Source organism: Aliiruegeria lutimaris, from assembly GCF_900099935.1.
GTDB lineage: Bacteria > Pseudomonadota > Alphaproteobacteria > Rhodobacterales > Rhodobacteraceae > Tropicimonas > Tropicimonas lutimaris.
This window is the reverse complement of sequence record NZ_FNEK01000030.1, coordinates 1-13,763: the sequence shown is the minus strand read 5'-3', so window position 1 is coordinate 13,763 and position 13,763 is coordinate 1. Positions and strand designations below refer to the sequence as shown.

Here is a 13,763-nt window from a genome sequence, read left to right as displayed (position 1 = left end):
ATGCAGGATGCGGAGAACAACCGTGCTTACCCTTTCGAACGAACTCGTGGCAATCGGCAAGACGGCCTCCAACAAGGCCGATGCCATCGCGCAGGCGGTAGACCTGCTCTCGGCCGCCGGCAAGATCGACCCGCGCTACGGCGCCTCGATGTTGGGCCGCGAGAAGGTCGCGAACACGTTCCTCGGCAATGGCATCGCGATCCCGCATGGCCTGCCGAAGGATCGCGACCTGATCCATGAGACCGCGATCGCCGTGGTCCAGCTGCCCGGCGGCGTGGAATGGGCGCCGGGCGATACCGCGCGCCTTGTCGTGGCCATTGCCGCGCGCTCGGACGAGCATCTCGAAGTGCTCTCCAACCTGACGGACGTGTTGAGCAACGCCGAGGAGGCCGACCGGCTGGCCACAACCCTGAATCCGGCCACCATCGTCGCGCGTCTGACCGGCGCCGAGCTCGCCCCGGCCGCACCCGGTGTGACGCTGGAAGATTTCACGGACGGTTTCACCGCCATCGTGGACGGTTCCCATGGCCTGCATGCCCGCCCGGCAACGGCCCTGGTCGAGCTTGCCAAGACATTCGAAGCCGAGATCCGCATTCGCAACGGCAAAACCGTCGGCAACGCCAAGAGCCTGATTTCGCTTTTGAAGCTTGGCGCGAAACAGGGTGCAGAACTGCGTATCAGCGCTGAAGGCGCCGATGCCGCTGCCGCGCTGAAGGCCCTGCAGGAGGCGTTCACGGCCGGTCTCGAAGACGAGGAGGAGGCGGACGAAGCGCCGGTCCACGTTGGGCAAGCCGCGGCCACGACCGCAACTGCCAGCTATGACGGATCCATGATCCAGGGGATTTCCTCTTCCCCCGGCGTCGCGATTGCCCCGGTGTTCCAGTTCGCCCGCGAGCAAATCACCTTTGCCGCCGATGCCGCCGACCCGGATGCCGAAATTGCCCGCCTCGATGGCGCGCTTCAAACGGCCTGGCGCCAACTCGACGCGCTCTACGAAGAGGTCTGGAAGAAAACCGGCCCAGCCAAGGCCAGTATCTTCCGGGCGCATCAGGAGTTCCTCGACGACCCGGAAATGGTCGAGGCCGCTTGGGATAGCATCAAGCAAGGCCGCAGCGCCGCCCATGCCTGGCACGCCGCCTTCAACGAGCGCGCCGATATCCTGGCCGGCATGAAGGACCCGGTCCTGTCGGGCCGCGCGGTGGACCTGCGCGACGTCGGCCTGCGGGTGCTGCGTCAACTGGCCGAGGTGGCCTCCGACGCGACGGCTCTGCCCTCGGCACCCTGCATTCTCGTCGCCGACGACCTCACCCCGTCCGACACCGCCCAGCTCAACCCCGCACTGGTCAAGGGCCTGTGCACCGCCTCGGGCGGGCCGACCTCGCATACCTCGATCATTGCCCGTTCGCTGGACATTCCCGCCGTGGTCGGCGCTGGCGCGCAGGTGCTCGACATCGCCCCTGGCACGCGCGGTATCCTCGATGGCGAAAACGGCCTGCTTGTAACCAACCCGAGCGCGACCGACGAGGCACGCGCCCGCGCCGCGCTGGTCGATCTGAAAGCACAGCGCGCGGCCGAGAAACGCGATTGCTACAAGCCGGCGCTGACCACCGATGGCGCCCGGATCGAGGTTGTCGCCAATATCTCCGATGTTCCGGAGGCGATTGCCGCGGTCGAGGCCGGTGGCGAGGGCGTGGGCCTGCTGCGCACCGAATTCCTCTTCGTCAACCGCGACGAAGCCCCCTCCGAGGAGGAGCAGGTCGGCATCTACTCCGCCATGCTGGAGGCGATGAACGGGTTGCCGATCATCATCCGCACGCTGGATGTCGGTGGCGACAAGGAAATCCCCTATCTGAAGATGCCGGTCGAGGAGAACCCCTTCCTCGGCGAACGCGGCATCCGCTTCTGCCTCGCTCACGAGGACGTTTTCCGCAGCCAGTTGCGCGCGATCTACCGCGCCTCCTCTCACGGACCGCTGCGGATCATGTTCCCGATGGTCGCCATGACCTCCGAACTCGACGCGGCGTTGCGCATCGCCGAGCAGGTCCGGGCCGAGATCGGTGCGGAACCGGTCGAGATGGGCATCATGATCGAGATCCCCTCGGCGGTGATGATGGCCCCGGAACTGGCCGCGAAGGTCGATTTCTTCTCCATCGGCACCAATGACCTGACGCAATACGCGCTGGCGATGGACCGGATGCACCCCACGCTCGCACGGCAGGCCGACGGTCTGCACCCCGCCGTGCTGCGCCTGATCGACCAGACGGTAAAGGCCGCCGACGCGGCGGGCATCTGGGTCGGCGCCTGCGGCGGGATCGCGGCCGATCCGCTCGGCGTGTCGATCCTGAGCGGGCTGGGGCTCAAGGAGCTTTCGGTCTCCATCCCCTCCATCGCGGCGGTCAAGGCGCAACTGCGTCAGCAGTCGATGGCGGATAACCGCGCGCTGGCCCAAAAAGCCCTCGCCGCAGCCGATGCCGCCGCCGTGCGCGCGCTGCGCTGAGGGGGCTGTTATGGAGAGCTTTCCCCGCATCGCGACCGTCTCGCTCAACTCCGCCGTGGACCAGACCGTCACCGTCCCCCGCTTCGCCATCGACGCGGTGAACCGGGTGGAGACGGTGCGCTCCGACGCGGGCGGCAAGGGCGTCAACGTCGCCTCCTTCCTCGCCCATTTCGGCCACGCAGTGACCGTCACCGGCCTGCTCGGCCGCGAGAACGAGGCGCTCTTTGCCGAGCAATTCAAGGCCAGCGGGCTGCACGATGCTTGCCTGCGGCTCGACGGCGCAACGCGCACCAATGTCAAGATCGTGGACCCGCAGGGCGACACGGTGACCGATCTCAACTTCCCCTGCATTCACGCCGTGGCCGGCGATCTCGCCGCCGTTGCCGGCCGGTTACAGACCGCGCTTCAGTGCGGGCTCGAATGGGTGGCGCTCTGCGGAAGCCTGCCCGCCGGGATCGATGCCGACGCCTATGCCGAGCTGACCGGGATTGCCCGGGCCGGCGGCGCGAAAGTCGCGCTGGATACCTCCGGCACGCCGCTGGCGCTGGCGCTGGCCGCCCAACCCGACATCATCAAGCCCAATATCGCCGAGCTTTCCGAGCTGCTGGGCCGTCCGCTCAACGGCTATGGGCAGGTGGTGGCGGCCGCGCGCGAGATCGTCGCCCGCGGCACAGGCCTGGTGGTCGTGTCCATGGGCGCCGATGGCGCGATGTTCGTGACCGCATCCGAGGCCGTCCACGCCATCGGCCCGAGCCCGGAGATCGCCAGCACCGTCGGCGCGGGCGACGCGATGGTCGCAGGGCTCATCCACTCTGCCATGCAAGGGCTGCCGCTCTCCGAGACCGCGGCGCTCGCGACCGCCTTTTCGCTTGGCGCGCTCGGCGAGATCGGCCCGCGCCTGCCCGCCATCGACAAGATCGAAACCTTCGCCCGCGCGGTCCAGGTGACCGCGCTCGACTGCAATTGAACGACGAGAAGAACCGCGAGGATCCCATGTCGAATATCGTCACCGTCACTGCTTGCCCAACCGGCATTGCCCATACCCACATGGCCGCCGAGGCGCTCCGCGAGACCGCAGCGCTCAAAGGCCATTCCATCCGTATCGAACGCCAGAGCGCCCAGGGGGTCGAGGACGCCCTGACCGCCGAGGAGGTCGCCGCCGCCGACCTCGTGTTGCTGGCCACCGATATCGGGTCCGACAAGGAACGTTTCGCCGGCAAGCCCGTCTTCGAGACGAGCACGAGCGAAGCGCTCCGCAAGACAGAGGGCGTGCTCGACGCCGCCCTCGCCTTAATCCAAGAGGAGACAGAAAACATGTCAGGAGACAAACTGAAGGTGGTGGCAATCACCTCCTGCCCGACGGGGATTGCCCACACCTTCATGGCCGCAGCCGCGCTCCAGAAGGCCGCAGGCGCACGCGGCTGGGAAATCGCCGTGGAAACGCAAGGCTCGGTCGGCTCGCAGAACGCCTTGACCGAAGAACAGATCGCCGCCGCCGACCTCGTGGTGATCGCCGCCGACACCCATGTCGATGACAGCCGCTTCGTGGGCAAGAAATTCTACTCGACCTCCGTCGGCGCCGCCGTGAAAGGCGCGAGTGCCGTGCTGGACGCCGCCCTCGCCGAGGGCGAAATCCTCGGCGGGGCCGCCCCCGCCGGCCGCAACCTCGCCGACGAGGTCAAGAAGGCCAAGGCCGCCCGCTCCTCGCAGCGCTCCGGCCCCTACAAGCACCTGCTGACCGGCGTCTCCTACATGCTGCCGCTGGTGGTTGCCGGTGGCCTGCTGATCGCGCTCTCCTTCGTCTTCGGTATCAAGGCCTTCGAAGAAGACGGCACGCTCGCCGCAGCCCTCATGGCCATCGGTGGCGGGGCCGCCTTCAAGCTCATGGTGCCGGTGCTGGCGGGCTTCATCGCCTTCTCCATCGCCGACCGTCCGGGCCTCACACCCGGCCTTATCGGCGGCATGCTCGCGGTCAATCTGGGCTCGGGCTTTCTCGGCGGCATCGTCGCGGGCTTCCTGGCCGGCTATACCGCCCGCTGGCTGCGCGACAATATCCACTTGCCGCAGAACCTCGAAGGGCTGAAGCCGGTCCTCATCCTGCCGCTGCTCTCCACGCTCGTCACCGGCCTCGTCATGGTCTACGTCATCGGTGAACCGGTGGCCGCGATCCTGGCCGCGATGACCGCCTTCCTGCAGAGCCTCGGCACCGCCAATGCCGTCGTGCTCGGCCTGGTCCTCGGCGGCATGATGGCCGTGGACATGGGCGGACCGATCAACAAGGCCGCCTATACCTTCGCCGTCGGCCTGCTGACCTCCGACACCTACGCCCCCATGGCCGCCGTCATGGCCGCCGGCATGACCCCGCCGCTGGGCCTCGCGCTGGCCACGCTGGTCGCCAAGAACCGCTTCTCCGAGGAAGAACGCGAAGCCGGCGGTGCCGCCGCGGTGCTGGGCCTGTCCTTCATCACCGAAGGCGCCATCCCCTTCGCCGCCAAGGACCCGGCCCGCGTCATCCCCGCCATCATCGTCGGCTCCGCCATCACCGGCGCGCTCGTGATGTTCCTGGGCTGCGAACTGGTGGCGCCGCATGGTGGCATCTTCGTGCTGGCTATCCCGAATGCGGTCGCCAATCTCGGTGCCTACGCCGTTGCCATCGTGATCGGCACGCTGATCACAACCGGCCTGCTGGTTGCCCTGAAAAAACCGCTGGTGGCGGAGGCCGACGCGCTCCCGGTCCAAAATGTCGCCAAGGCCGTCCCGGCCGAGTAAGCAACGCCCCCTCCCAAAACCAGAACCGGCGGCCGAAAGACCGCCGGTTTCTTTTTGCGTCTGAACGCATTCACGTCCCCTCCCGACCGGAATCGGTGAAACCACCGCCCGATCGAGACACCGCTACCGGCATTTCCAAACTCACTACGCCACAGCCGTTTCCTCCGACCCCAAATATTCTGGGGGGAACGCGCAAGAGCGCGACCTTGTCAGGGCGATCTTACGTCCTGCTGCCGGGCCGCTGCCATTTGAACGATCAAGAAAGATACCCGGCCCGCCAGCGGGCCATTGTCAATTTGCAGGAACTTCAAGTGAATCACCGGATGCGCCAGCCGAGCGCCACACGGATACACAAGATGCGCCGCGCATGTGATTCCGGCCTGGATCGCCCCGGGCCCGGACATGTCGGGGCGCCAGCCCGCAAGATCGCTCGCCCCCGAACCGAGCCGATTACAGGAAATGGCCTGTCTGCAAAAAACTGCAAAAAGGTCGCTTGACGCCGCCAGCGCCCCGGCCTAGAACGCCGCTCACGCCAAGCGATGGATGCCATCGCAGGCGGCAGCGGGCGGTTGTAGCTCAGTTGGTTAGAGTGCCGGCCTGTCACGCCGGAGGTCGCGGGTTCGAGCCCCGTCAACCGCGCCATCGCTGCTTCAATCAAAGGCCTCCGCCCCGGCGGGGGCCTTTGCTTTTGGGAAGTTTCCAGGACGCCCGGGACACCCGCACAAGCGTCCATATCGGCTTGTACCCGCGCGACTCCGATGACCGGCTCTGCTCCGACGTCCCGACTTTGCCGACATCTTCGCGCAGACCGGTTCCCAGCCACGCCCTTGCCGACTGTGGCCGCCTTCTGCAGCAGGCCGGGCATCAACTCACACCCGGTAACCGGACATTTTCTGCTTGACGGGCCGGAGCGGACGGACTACCTCCGGCGGACCGCGCGGTTGTAGCTCAGTTGGTTAGAGTGCCGGCCTGTCACGCCGGAGGTCGCGGGTTCGAGCCCCGTCAACCGCGCCACTTCTTCCTCCCCCAATTCGACCCGATCCCCGCCTTGCACGGGCACGCCATCGCGGCAAAGCTGCGGCGAGCCTGCGGGCAAATTGGTGACATTGATCTCAAGTCCGAAAACAGACCGAGGGGGAAAAGGAAATGCGGCTTCTCGATAGGATAAACCTGACGACATTGCTGCTTGTCGCCCTGCTGCTCGGGCTGGCGCCCTTTCGGCCGGAACCGCACCTGGTCGAGAAACTCCGCATGCTTTTCGAGGGCAGCCTCCAGCGGCCAATCGACATTTTCGACCTCGCCCTGCATGGCCTTCCCCTGGTTCTGCTAGGAGCAAAGCTCTTGCGCATGCGCCGCGGCGACGATCACGGATCCGAATAGAGATCCGCAAAGGCATGTCCATTGTCGAAGAAGCCGATCCAGAGGTAATGGCGGCGGTGCTTGAGTTGCTCCATCACCATGGAAACATAGAACCAGTCCACCCAGAGCTGGATCGTCCGGCGCGACGCATCATAGACCGGAACCCGCATCTCCTCGTCCGGAACGAAACGCAGGATACCGCCCGTGGCCTGTGAACTCGGCGTCGGTTCCCCCTGGAAAACGACATAGGCTTGTGACGTCGGCGTTCCCGCCCGATTCGGCAGGTAACCTGCCGTGTGGTAGCGCGCATTCCGGATCTGCAGAATCTGCCGGCCAGGCAAGGCGGTGACGCTCTGCCCGGCAAGGTTCATCATGTCCCGAATATGGCGGATCTGGCGGTCGATATCTTCTTCGACGGCGATTATGTGGTTCATGGGCGGCTCATCCATCCGGCGCGGGGTTCGATTCCTGCACCGGAGGATGGGCCAAAAAGGTTACCCCGAGCTTTCCATCTGAGAAACCAAGGTGACCTGAACGATGCGCGGCTTACTCCGAGAGCGCCGCAAGAATGCGGGCCCAGCTACGGATTCCCTTGTGGAAACTCTCCACGTTGTATTTCTCGTTGGGCGAATGGATCGCGTCGTCTTCATTGGCAAAGCCGATCAGCATCGCGTCCATGCCGAGCACATCCTTGAAGAAGCCCGCGATCGGGATCGAGCCGCCCATGCCGATCAGCACTGCTTCCCGGTTCCATTCGTCAGTAAGCGCTCCGCGTGCGGCCTCGAATTCGGGCCGCTCGGTGTTCATGACCGCAGCCGGCGAGCCCTCCAGATCGCTATCCCAGACAACTTTCGCGTCCGGCGAAAGCTGGGCGGCGACATGGGCGCGGACTTTCTTCCGCAATGCGTTGGGATCCATATCGCCCACGAGGCGGCAGGTGATCTTGCAATGCGCCTTTGAGGGGATCACCGTCTTGGAGCCCGCACCGTTATAGCCGCCCCAGAGTCCGTTCACCTCCAGCGTCGGACGCGCCCATTGCTGCTCCAGTGTCGAATAGCCCGTCTCGCCATGCGGCCGGGTGTAGCCGACCGATTCCAGGTAGGTCTTCTCGTCAAAGCCGCAATTTTCCCATTGCCGCTTCATCTCGTCAGAGATCTCGTGAACACCCTCGTAAAACCCCTCGACCGCGACACGGCCGGTCTTGTCATGGAAAGAGGCGACGATGCGCGAAATCTCCTTGAGCGGGTTGAGACCAGGGCCACCATAATGGCCCGAATGCAAGTCGATCCGCGGACCGACAATGGTGAACTCGTCTTTCAGCATGCCGCGCAGCTGGCTGGCGATCGACGGTACCCCCGGTGCCACCATCCCGGTATCGCAGATCAGCGCGATATCGGCTTTCAGTTCCTCGGCATTCTCCTTCATGAAGGGGATAAGCGAGGGCGAGCCGCTCTCCTCCTCGCCTTCGAAGAAGAAGGAGATCCTCGCAGGCAGCGAGCCATGCACGGCTTTCCATGCCCGGCAGGCCTCGACAAAGGTCATCAGCTGCCCCTTGTCGTCCGAGGTGCCACGGCCACGGATCACCTGCCCATGCTCAGGCGTGTCCTGCAGCACCGGTTCGAAGGGCGCGGTGTTCCACTCCGAGAGCGGATCGACCGGCTGCACGTCGTAATGGCCGTAAAAGAGCACATGCGGCCCCGTACCCTCACCATGACCGACTACCATCGGATGGCCCGGCGTTGCACGTTTTGCCGCATTGAAACCGATCGATGCCAGATCCGAAGCCAGCCATTCCGCGGCCTTGTCGCACTCGGCCTTGAAGGCGGGATCGGTGGAGATCGACTGGATGCGCAGAAGCTCCATCAGGCGATCAAGGGCGGCAGGCAGTTCGGCATCGATTCGATCGAGAACGGGAGCGAGGCGGGTGTCGTTCATTGCGGACTCCGGTTTGAAATTTGGCCCGACCCTAGAACCTTTTGCCGGGAGATTGAATCGCAAACAGCCACGCAACGACGGGAACGTTGACCCCGCCCCACTCAGGCGCGCGCGCCTCGCGCGCAACGAAGATCCTGCGGATCATGCCTCCGGCGGAGGTATTTGCTGGAAAGAATGAAAGCAGACAGCGCCCTCATCATCTTTCGTTCAAATATCCTGGGGGGAGCGCTCGCACGAGCGCGGGGGGAAAAGCCCCCTTTACAAGACTGCTCAGGGCTCGATGCAGACCTTTCGAAGGGCGGCACCGGGCCTAGGACGAGAGCAAGATCTCTCCATGTTCCGTTACGCGATGGACCACGCCCTGCGGATCATCAAGCGCCGCCATCGCCGCCAGATCGAGCTTCAGTGTGCAGCCGCGCAGGAGCTGCGAAGCGACACCATGGGTGACCACGACGGCCTCCGCGGGCACTTCGGAGAGGAAATCGCGCAGACGTACCAGCATCTCCTCCAGACGCTCGCCCCCCGGGGCGGCGAATTTCCACAGAAAGCTGTCCGGGGCTGCGGGTATTTCGGGCGACACGCGGCGGATCTCGCCATAGGTCAACCCCTGCCACGCCCCCATGTCGATCTCGGCCAGTCGCTGATCTTCGATCAAGGCCGCCCCCGGCATGGCAAGGCGCGCCGTCTCCAGCGCCCGGCCCTGCGGGCTGGAATAGACGGGGAGCCCCTCGGCACCGGCGCGGCGCAGGATCTCTCCCTGCCGGAGCGCCTGCGCGCGGCCACGTTCGGTCAGCGGAGAAACCAGCCCGCCCTGCATCCGCCCTTCGACATTCCAGACCGTCTCGCCGTGGCGCAGAATGAACATCGCCTCTCCCGAATTGAAAAAAACCCGCCCGGGGCGGGTTTTCGACATGGTTGCCGGCGGTGTGTTACCCCTCAAACGGACCGGCGATCAATAGACCTTAGGCACGTAGAGCTCGTCGGGCAGCACGCGCCGCTCGTAATCGGGATTGTATTCCCGCTCCGGCAATTCGACCTTCTCATGATCGACCGGCTCGTAGGGGATCTTGGTCAGGATATGCTCCATGCAGTTGAGCCGCTCGCGCTTCTTGTCGTTGCCCTCGACGATGTACCAAGGCGCCTCGGGGATGTTGGTACGGGCGAACATGTCCTCCTTGGCCTTGGTATATTGCTCCCAGCGGACGCGCGATTGCAGGTCCATCGGGCTCAGCTTCCACTGTTTCATCGGGTCATGGATCCGCACCTGGAACCGCAATTGCTGTTCGGCATCGGTGATCGAGAACCAGTATTTCAGCAGGATGATCCCGTTTCTGATCAGCATGCGTTCGAATTCCGGCACATCGCGGAAGAACATTTCCACCTGGTCCTCGGATGCAAAACCCATCACCCGCTCGACGCCGGCGCGGTTGTACCAGGAGCGGTCGAACAGAACGATCTCGCCGCCGGCCGGCAGGTGTTCCACGTAGCGCTGGAAATACCATTGGGTCTGCTGGCGCCGGTTGGGAGCCGGCAAGGCCACCACACGGCAAACCCGCGGGTTCAGACGCTGGGTGATGCGCTTGATAACGCCGCCCTTGCCGGCGGAGTCGCGGCCCTCGAACAGGATACAGACCTTGGCCCCCGTCGCCTCGACCCAGTCCTGCACCTTGATCATCTCGGCCTGAAGCCGCAGCAGGTTGCGGAAATAGGTGTGCCGGTCTAGCAGGTCTGGATGCGCCTTGCGATAGATCTTGCGGATCTCGCGGCTCAGCATCGGCTCGGAAAATTCCAACTCGAACGTCTCGTCCAGAGTCTCCTCCAGCTCGGCTTCCAGCCAATCCTTGTGCATGTCGTCAAGCGGGGTGTCTTCCTGGTCGGCCATCTTCGTCCTTCCATCTGAAATACGGGCTTCGAAACCCCAAAAACGGGGCATAATCGAGGCCGTACCACCTGTTAGCCACAAGTCAAGCGCAGCAACCGCGCAGTTGGCTCAATCCGGCGCCGGGATCGTCCGGGTGGGCGCGCCGCCCGTGGGCGCGAAGAAAAGGACCTCTCCTTGCGTGGTCACCAACACCCAGAAAGCCTTCGCCTGGGTGATAGCGGCGATCTGCGAACCGGCCGGGATCTCGAACCGCTCCGGCACGACCAGCGCCTCGGGCGCCGGCGCATCACCGCCCAGCCGCGCATAGAACAGCGCGACCAGCAGGACCATGCCGGCGATCATCGTCCCCGTCAGAACCAGCACCAGTACGCGCAGGAACCGCAGGTTGCGTGCATCGGCTTCGCTGAGCGGCTGCTCGTCTGTCGGTTCCATGATCGGGCTCCCCTTGCTGCGACAGGTGATAGGCCAGCCGGGCAGCGTGGTCCAGCCGGTCGCGGGATTGGCCCCTGCCCTCTTGCACGCGACCGGGGTTCGGGCCTATGGCTGTCTTTCCCCGCTTTCGAAGGAAAACCATGACCGCCGGAACCCGCCTGATCCATGTCGAGATCGCCCCCGATCCGCCCGCCCGCCTCGACAAGGCGCTGGCGCGCGACGTGCCGGAGAGCGAAGCGCTGAGCCGCTCGCGCCTCGCCCGGCTGATCGAGGAGGGACAGGTTGCGCGCGGTGGCACCGTTTTGAGCAACGCCAAGGCGAAGGTGGCCGAAGGCGACGTGATCGAGATCACCCTGCCCGCAGCCGCCGAGGTCGAGACCGTGCCGGAGGACATCCCGCTTTCCATCGCCTACGAGGATGACGTGTTGATCGTCATCGACAAGCCCGCCGGCATGGTGGTTCACCCGGCCCCCGGCTCGCCCTCCGGCACGCTGGTGAATGCGCTGCTTTTCCATTGTGGCGACACGCTCTCGGGCATCGGCGGCGAGAAGCGTCCCGGCATCGTGCACCGGATCGACAAGGACACCTCGGGCCTGCTGGTCGTGGCCAAGTCGGACGCCGCCCATCACGGGCTGGCCGCACAGTTCGAAGCCCATAGCGCCCAGCGGCACTACCTCGCCGTGGTCAATGGCTGCCCCGATCCGGCCGATCCGCGCCTGCGCGGGGTGAAGGGCACGCATTGGGAGAGCGGCGAAGTCTTGCGGATCACCACCCAGCTTGCCCGTCACAAGCACGACCGGCAGCGGCAGGCCGTCGTCTGGAACGGTGGGCGCCACGCGGTGACGCGGGCGCGGCTGCTGGAGCCGTTCGGCACGCCGCCGGTCGCGGCGCTTGTCGAATGCCGGCTCGAAACCGGGCGCACCCACCAGATCCGCGTACACATGGCCCATGTCGGCCACGGTCTGATTGGCGACCCGATCTATGGCGGGCGGCGCAAGCTCTCGGCGCGTGCCTTGGGCGAGGACGCCGCGACGCTGGCCAACACCTTCCCCCGTCAGGCCCTCCATGCGGCCTCGCTCGGTTTCAAACACCCGCTCACGGGCGAGGCGCTCAGCTTCAAAAGCCCCTTGCCGGCGGATATGGATGCGCTCGTCACAGCCTTGCGCGCGGGCTGAAACATTTCCCGAATTGGCTGTGACTTTTGTTTCAGCAGGCTTAAACTCGACGGAAAAGGCACCCACCTGCGTTGAAGCAAGGTAAAGGTACCGCAAACATCAATACTTGAACCGAACGGTTCAGTTCCTAGTTATTACGTAAAGATCTTGCGCCACCCCATGAGCGCAGGCTCGTCCAATCGGCACGGAGGGATAGTCATGAGCAATTACACGGGTCTTCCCGCCCCCTCACCGGAGCAGGGGCTTAACCGGTATCTTCAGGAAATCCGCAAGTTCCCGATGCTGGAGCCCGAAGAGGAATACATGCTGGCCAAACGATGGGTCGACCATCAGGACAGCGCCGCCGCACACAAGATGGTCACCTCCCACCTGCGTCTGGCCGCCAAGATCGCCATGGGCTATCGCGGCTACGGCCTGCCGCAGGCCGAGGTCATTTCCGAAGCCAATGTGGGCCTGATGCAGGCGGTCAAGCGCTTCGACCCCGAAAAAGGTTTCCGGCTGGCCACTTACGCGATGTGGTGGATCCGTGCCTCGATCCAGGAATACATCCTGCGCTCCTGGTCGCTGGTGAAGCTGGGCACGACGTCGGCGCAGAAGAAGCTGTTCTTCAACCTGCGCAAGGCCAAGTCGCGTATCGGCGCGCTCGAAGAGGGCGACATGCGCCCGGAAAACGTTACCAGGATCGCGACCGACCTGGGCGTTACCGAAGAAGAAGTGGTCTCGATGAACCGTCGCCTCTCTGGCGGGGACGCTTCGCTGAACGCCACAGTCGGCTCGGACGGCGACACCACCACGCAGTGGCAGGACTGGCTGGAGGACGAGACCGCCGACCAGGCCGAGCAATATGCCGAGAGCAACGAGATGGCCGTGCGCCGCGACCTGCTGCTGGAGGCGATGGACGCGCTGAATGATCGCGAGAAGGATATCCTCACGCAGCGTCGGCTCGCCGAGCCGCCGGTCACGCTGGAGGAGCTATCCGGTCAGTATGACGTCAGCCGCGAGCGCATCCGCCAGATCGAGGTACGCGCCTTCGAGAAGCTGCAGAAGCGCATGAAGGAACTGGCCCGCGAAAAGGGCATGATGAACGCGTCCTGACCATCACCGGGCGACCGATCCCCGGCATTCTGAATGCCAGCGGGTCCTTCGGGACCATTTGCAGGTATTGCTCGAAGGGGCGTCGTCTTCACCTGAGCGGCGCGACCTTCAGGCTCTGCGGAGATCGCAGGCGTGCTGGAACTGCGTAACTGCGCTGCGTGAAGAACAAAGCTCGGCCTGACCAACCTTTCCGCACAAGAAAGCCGCCGATCACGACGATCGGCGGCTGTAGCTTGGTCGAACGCTTCCCCCGTCCCCATGGACGGCCGGACGCATGACAGGTCGATCCGCTAGTCACCCGAATCTAAAGTTCGCCGCATAGGGTTTGGGTTCGCTGGCAGAACCGCTTGACCGATGCGAGGATTTCATCGGCGGACTTGACCCATCTGTATGGTTTGGGGTTCTCGTTGTGTGCTTCGATGAAGGCGGCAATGTCGGCCTCCAGTTCGGCAGTCGAACGATGGACCCCGCGCTGCAACTGCTTGCGGGTCAATTCAGCGAACCAGCGTTCGACCTGATTGATCCATGATGCCGAGGTGGGCGTGAAGTGGACATGCCAGTGCGGACGGCGGGCGAGCCATGCCTTGATCCTGGGCGTCTTGTGCGTGGCGTAGTTGTC

11 protein-coding genes, 2 tRNA genes and 1 pseudogene are annotated in these 13,763 nt (G+C 64.7%); 8 read left to right on the top strand and 6 right to left on the bottom strand.

Annotated features, from left to right (window positions below):
• Nucleotides 1–22: 22 nt before the first annotated feature.
• The 6 genes from ptsP to BLR85_RS14815 all read left to right on the top strand — a co-directional run bounded on the left by ptsP (nucleotide 23) and on the right by BLR85_RS14815 (nucleotide 6,646).
• On the top strand, nucleotides 23–2,497 hold the full coding sequence (gene ptsP / locus BLR85_RS14845) for a phosphoenolpyruvate--protein phosphotransferase (protein ID WP_093157540.1): 2,475 nt from the start codon (nucleotides 23–25) through the stop codon (nucleotides 2,495–2,497).
• Nucleotides 2,498–2,507: 10 nt separating this feature from the next.
• Nucleotides 2,508–3,464, top strand: a complete 957-nt coding sequence (gene pfkB / locus BLR85_RS14840; protein WP_093157537.1) for a 1-phosphofructokinase — start codon at nucleotides 2,508–2,510, stop codon at nucleotides 3,462–3,464.
• Nucleotides 3,465–3,490: 26 nt separating this feature from the next.
• Complete coding sequence (locus BLR85_RS14835) at nucleotides 3,491–5,266, top strand: PTS fructose-like transporter subunit IIB (protein ID WP_093157534.1); 1,776 nt, start codon at nucleotides 3,491–3,493, stop codon at nucleotides 5,264–5,266.
• 565 nt (nucleotides 5,267–5,831) lie between these two features.
• Nucleotides 5,832–5,908 (top strand) — tRNA-Asp (locus BLR85_RS14825).
• Nucleotides 5,909–6,203: 295 nt separating this feature from the next.
• Nucleotides 6,204–6,280, top strand: a tRNA-Asp gene (locus BLR85_RS14820).
• A gap of 132 nt (nucleotides 6,281–6,412) precedes the next feature.
• Nucleotides 6,413–6,646, top strand: coding sequence for an RND transporter (locus BLR85_RS14815; protein WP_093157529.1), 234 nt, complete (start codon nucleotides 6,413–6,415; stop codon nucleotides 6,644–6,646).
• On the opposite strand, the gene BLR85_RS14810 is transcribed toward BLR85_RS14815, so the two are convergent.
• The 5 genes from BLR85_RS14810 to BLR85_RS14790 form a co-directional block, all read right to left on the bottom strand.
• Nucleotides 6,631–7,059 carry a hypothetical protein gene (locus BLR85_RS14810; protein WP_139188411.1) on the bottom strand — a complete coding sequence of 143 codons (429 nt, stop codon included), beginning with the start codon at nucleotides 7,057–7,059 and terminating at the stop codon, nucleotides 6,631–6,633. The genes BLR85_RS14815 and BLR85_RS14810 overlap by 16 nt on opposite strands.
• Before the next feature lie 112 nt (nucleotides 7,060–7,171).
• Nucleotides 7,172–8,560 carry a M20/M25/M40 family metallo-hydrolase gene (locus BLR85_RS14805; RefSeq protein WP_093157523.1) on the bottom strand — a complete coding sequence of 463 codons (1,389 nt, stop codon included), beginning with the start codon at nucleotides 8,558–8,560 and terminating at the stop codon, nucleotides 7,172–7,174.
• A 310-nt stretch (nucleotides 8,561–8,870) separates the two neighbouring features.
• Entirely contained in the window at nucleotides 8,871–9,425 is a 555-nt protein-coding gene (locus tag BLR85_RS14800; protein WP_170844584.1) for a histidine phosphatase family protein, read from the bottom strand.
• An 87-nt stretch (nucleotides 9,426–9,512) separates the two neighbouring features.
• Nucleotides 9,513–10,442, bottom strand: a complete 930-nt coding sequence (gene ppk2 / locus BLR85_RS14795; RefSeq protein WP_244520744.1) for a polyphosphate kinase 2 — start codon at nucleotides 10,440–10,442, stop codon at nucleotides 9,513–9,515.
• Between the two features lie 108 nt (nucleotides 10,443–10,550).
• Nucleotides 10,551–10,874 (bottom strand): DUF6476 family protein, encoded by a 324-nt coding sequence (locus tag BLR85_RS14790; RefSeq protein ID WP_093157518.1) that lies wholly within the window; start codon nucleotides 10,872–10,874, stop codon nucleotides 10,551–10,553.
• A gap of 107 nt (nucleotides 10,875–10,981) precedes the next feature.
• On the opposite strand from BLR85_RS14790, the gene BLR85_RS14785 reads away from it, so the two are divergent.
• The gene (locus tag BLR85_RS14785) at nucleotides 10,982–12,049 is read left to right on the top strand and encodes an RluA family pseudouridine synthase (RefSeq protein WP_425284484.1); all 1,068 of its coding nucleotides are present in this window, start codon (nucleotides 10,982–10,984) and stop codon (nucleotides 12,047–12,049) included.
• Between the two features lie 198 nt (nucleotides 12,050–12,247).
• On the top strand, nucleotides 12,248–13,144 hold the full coding sequence (rpoH, locus tag BLR85_RS14780; RefSeq protein WP_093157512.1) for an RNA polymerase sigma factor RpoH: 897 nt from the start codon (nucleotides 12,248–12,250) through the stop codon (nucleotides 13,142–13,144).
• A 304-nt stretch (nucleotides 13,145–13,448) separates the two neighbouring features.
• On the opposite strand, the pseudogene BLR85_RS14775 reads toward rpoH, so the two are convergent.
• Nucleotides 13,449–13,763 (bottom strand): annotated as a pseudogene (locus tag BLR85_RS14775) (IS630 family transposase); the annotation flags it as partial.

Coding starts and splice junctions, on each gene's coding strand:
- pfkB (WP_093157537.1), top strand. CDS start 2,508: ATGGAGAGCTTTCCCCGCATCGCGACCGTCTCGCTCAACTCCGCCGTG.
- BLR85_RS14835 (WP_093157534.1), top strand. CDS start 3,491: ATGTCGAATATCGTCACCGTCACTGCTTGCCCAACCGGCATTGCCCAT.
- BLR85_RS14815 (WP_093157529.1), top strand. CDS start 6,413: ATGCGGCTTCTCGATAGGATAAACCTGACGACATTGCTGCTTGTCGCC.
- BLR85_RS14810 (WP_139188411.1), bottom strand. CDS start 7,059: ATGAACCACATAATCGCCGTCGAAGAAGATATCGACCGCCAGATCCGC.
- BLR85_RS14805 (WP_093157523.1), bottom strand. CDS start 8,560: ATGAACGACACCCGCCTCGCTCCCGTTCTCGATCGAATCGATGCCGAA.
- BLR85_RS14800 (WP_170844584.1), bottom strand. CDS start 9,425: ATGTTCATTCTGCGCCACGGCGAGACGGTCTGGAATGTCGAAGGGCGG.
- ppk2 (WP_244520744.1), bottom strand. CDS start 10,442: ATGGCCGACCAGGAAGACACCCCGCTTGACGACATGCACAAGGATTGG.
- BLR85_RS14790 (WP_093157518.1), bottom strand. CDS start 10,874: ATGGAACCGACAGACGAGCAGCCGCTCAGCGAAGCCGATGCACGCAAC.
- BLR85_RS14785 (WP_425284484.1), top strand. CDS start 10,982: ATGGCTGTCTTTCCCCGCTTTCGAAGGAAAACCATGACCGCCGGAACC.
- rpoH (WP_093157512.1), top strand. CDS start 12,248: ATGAGCAATTACACGGGTCTTCCCGCCCCCTCACCGGAGCAGGGGCTT.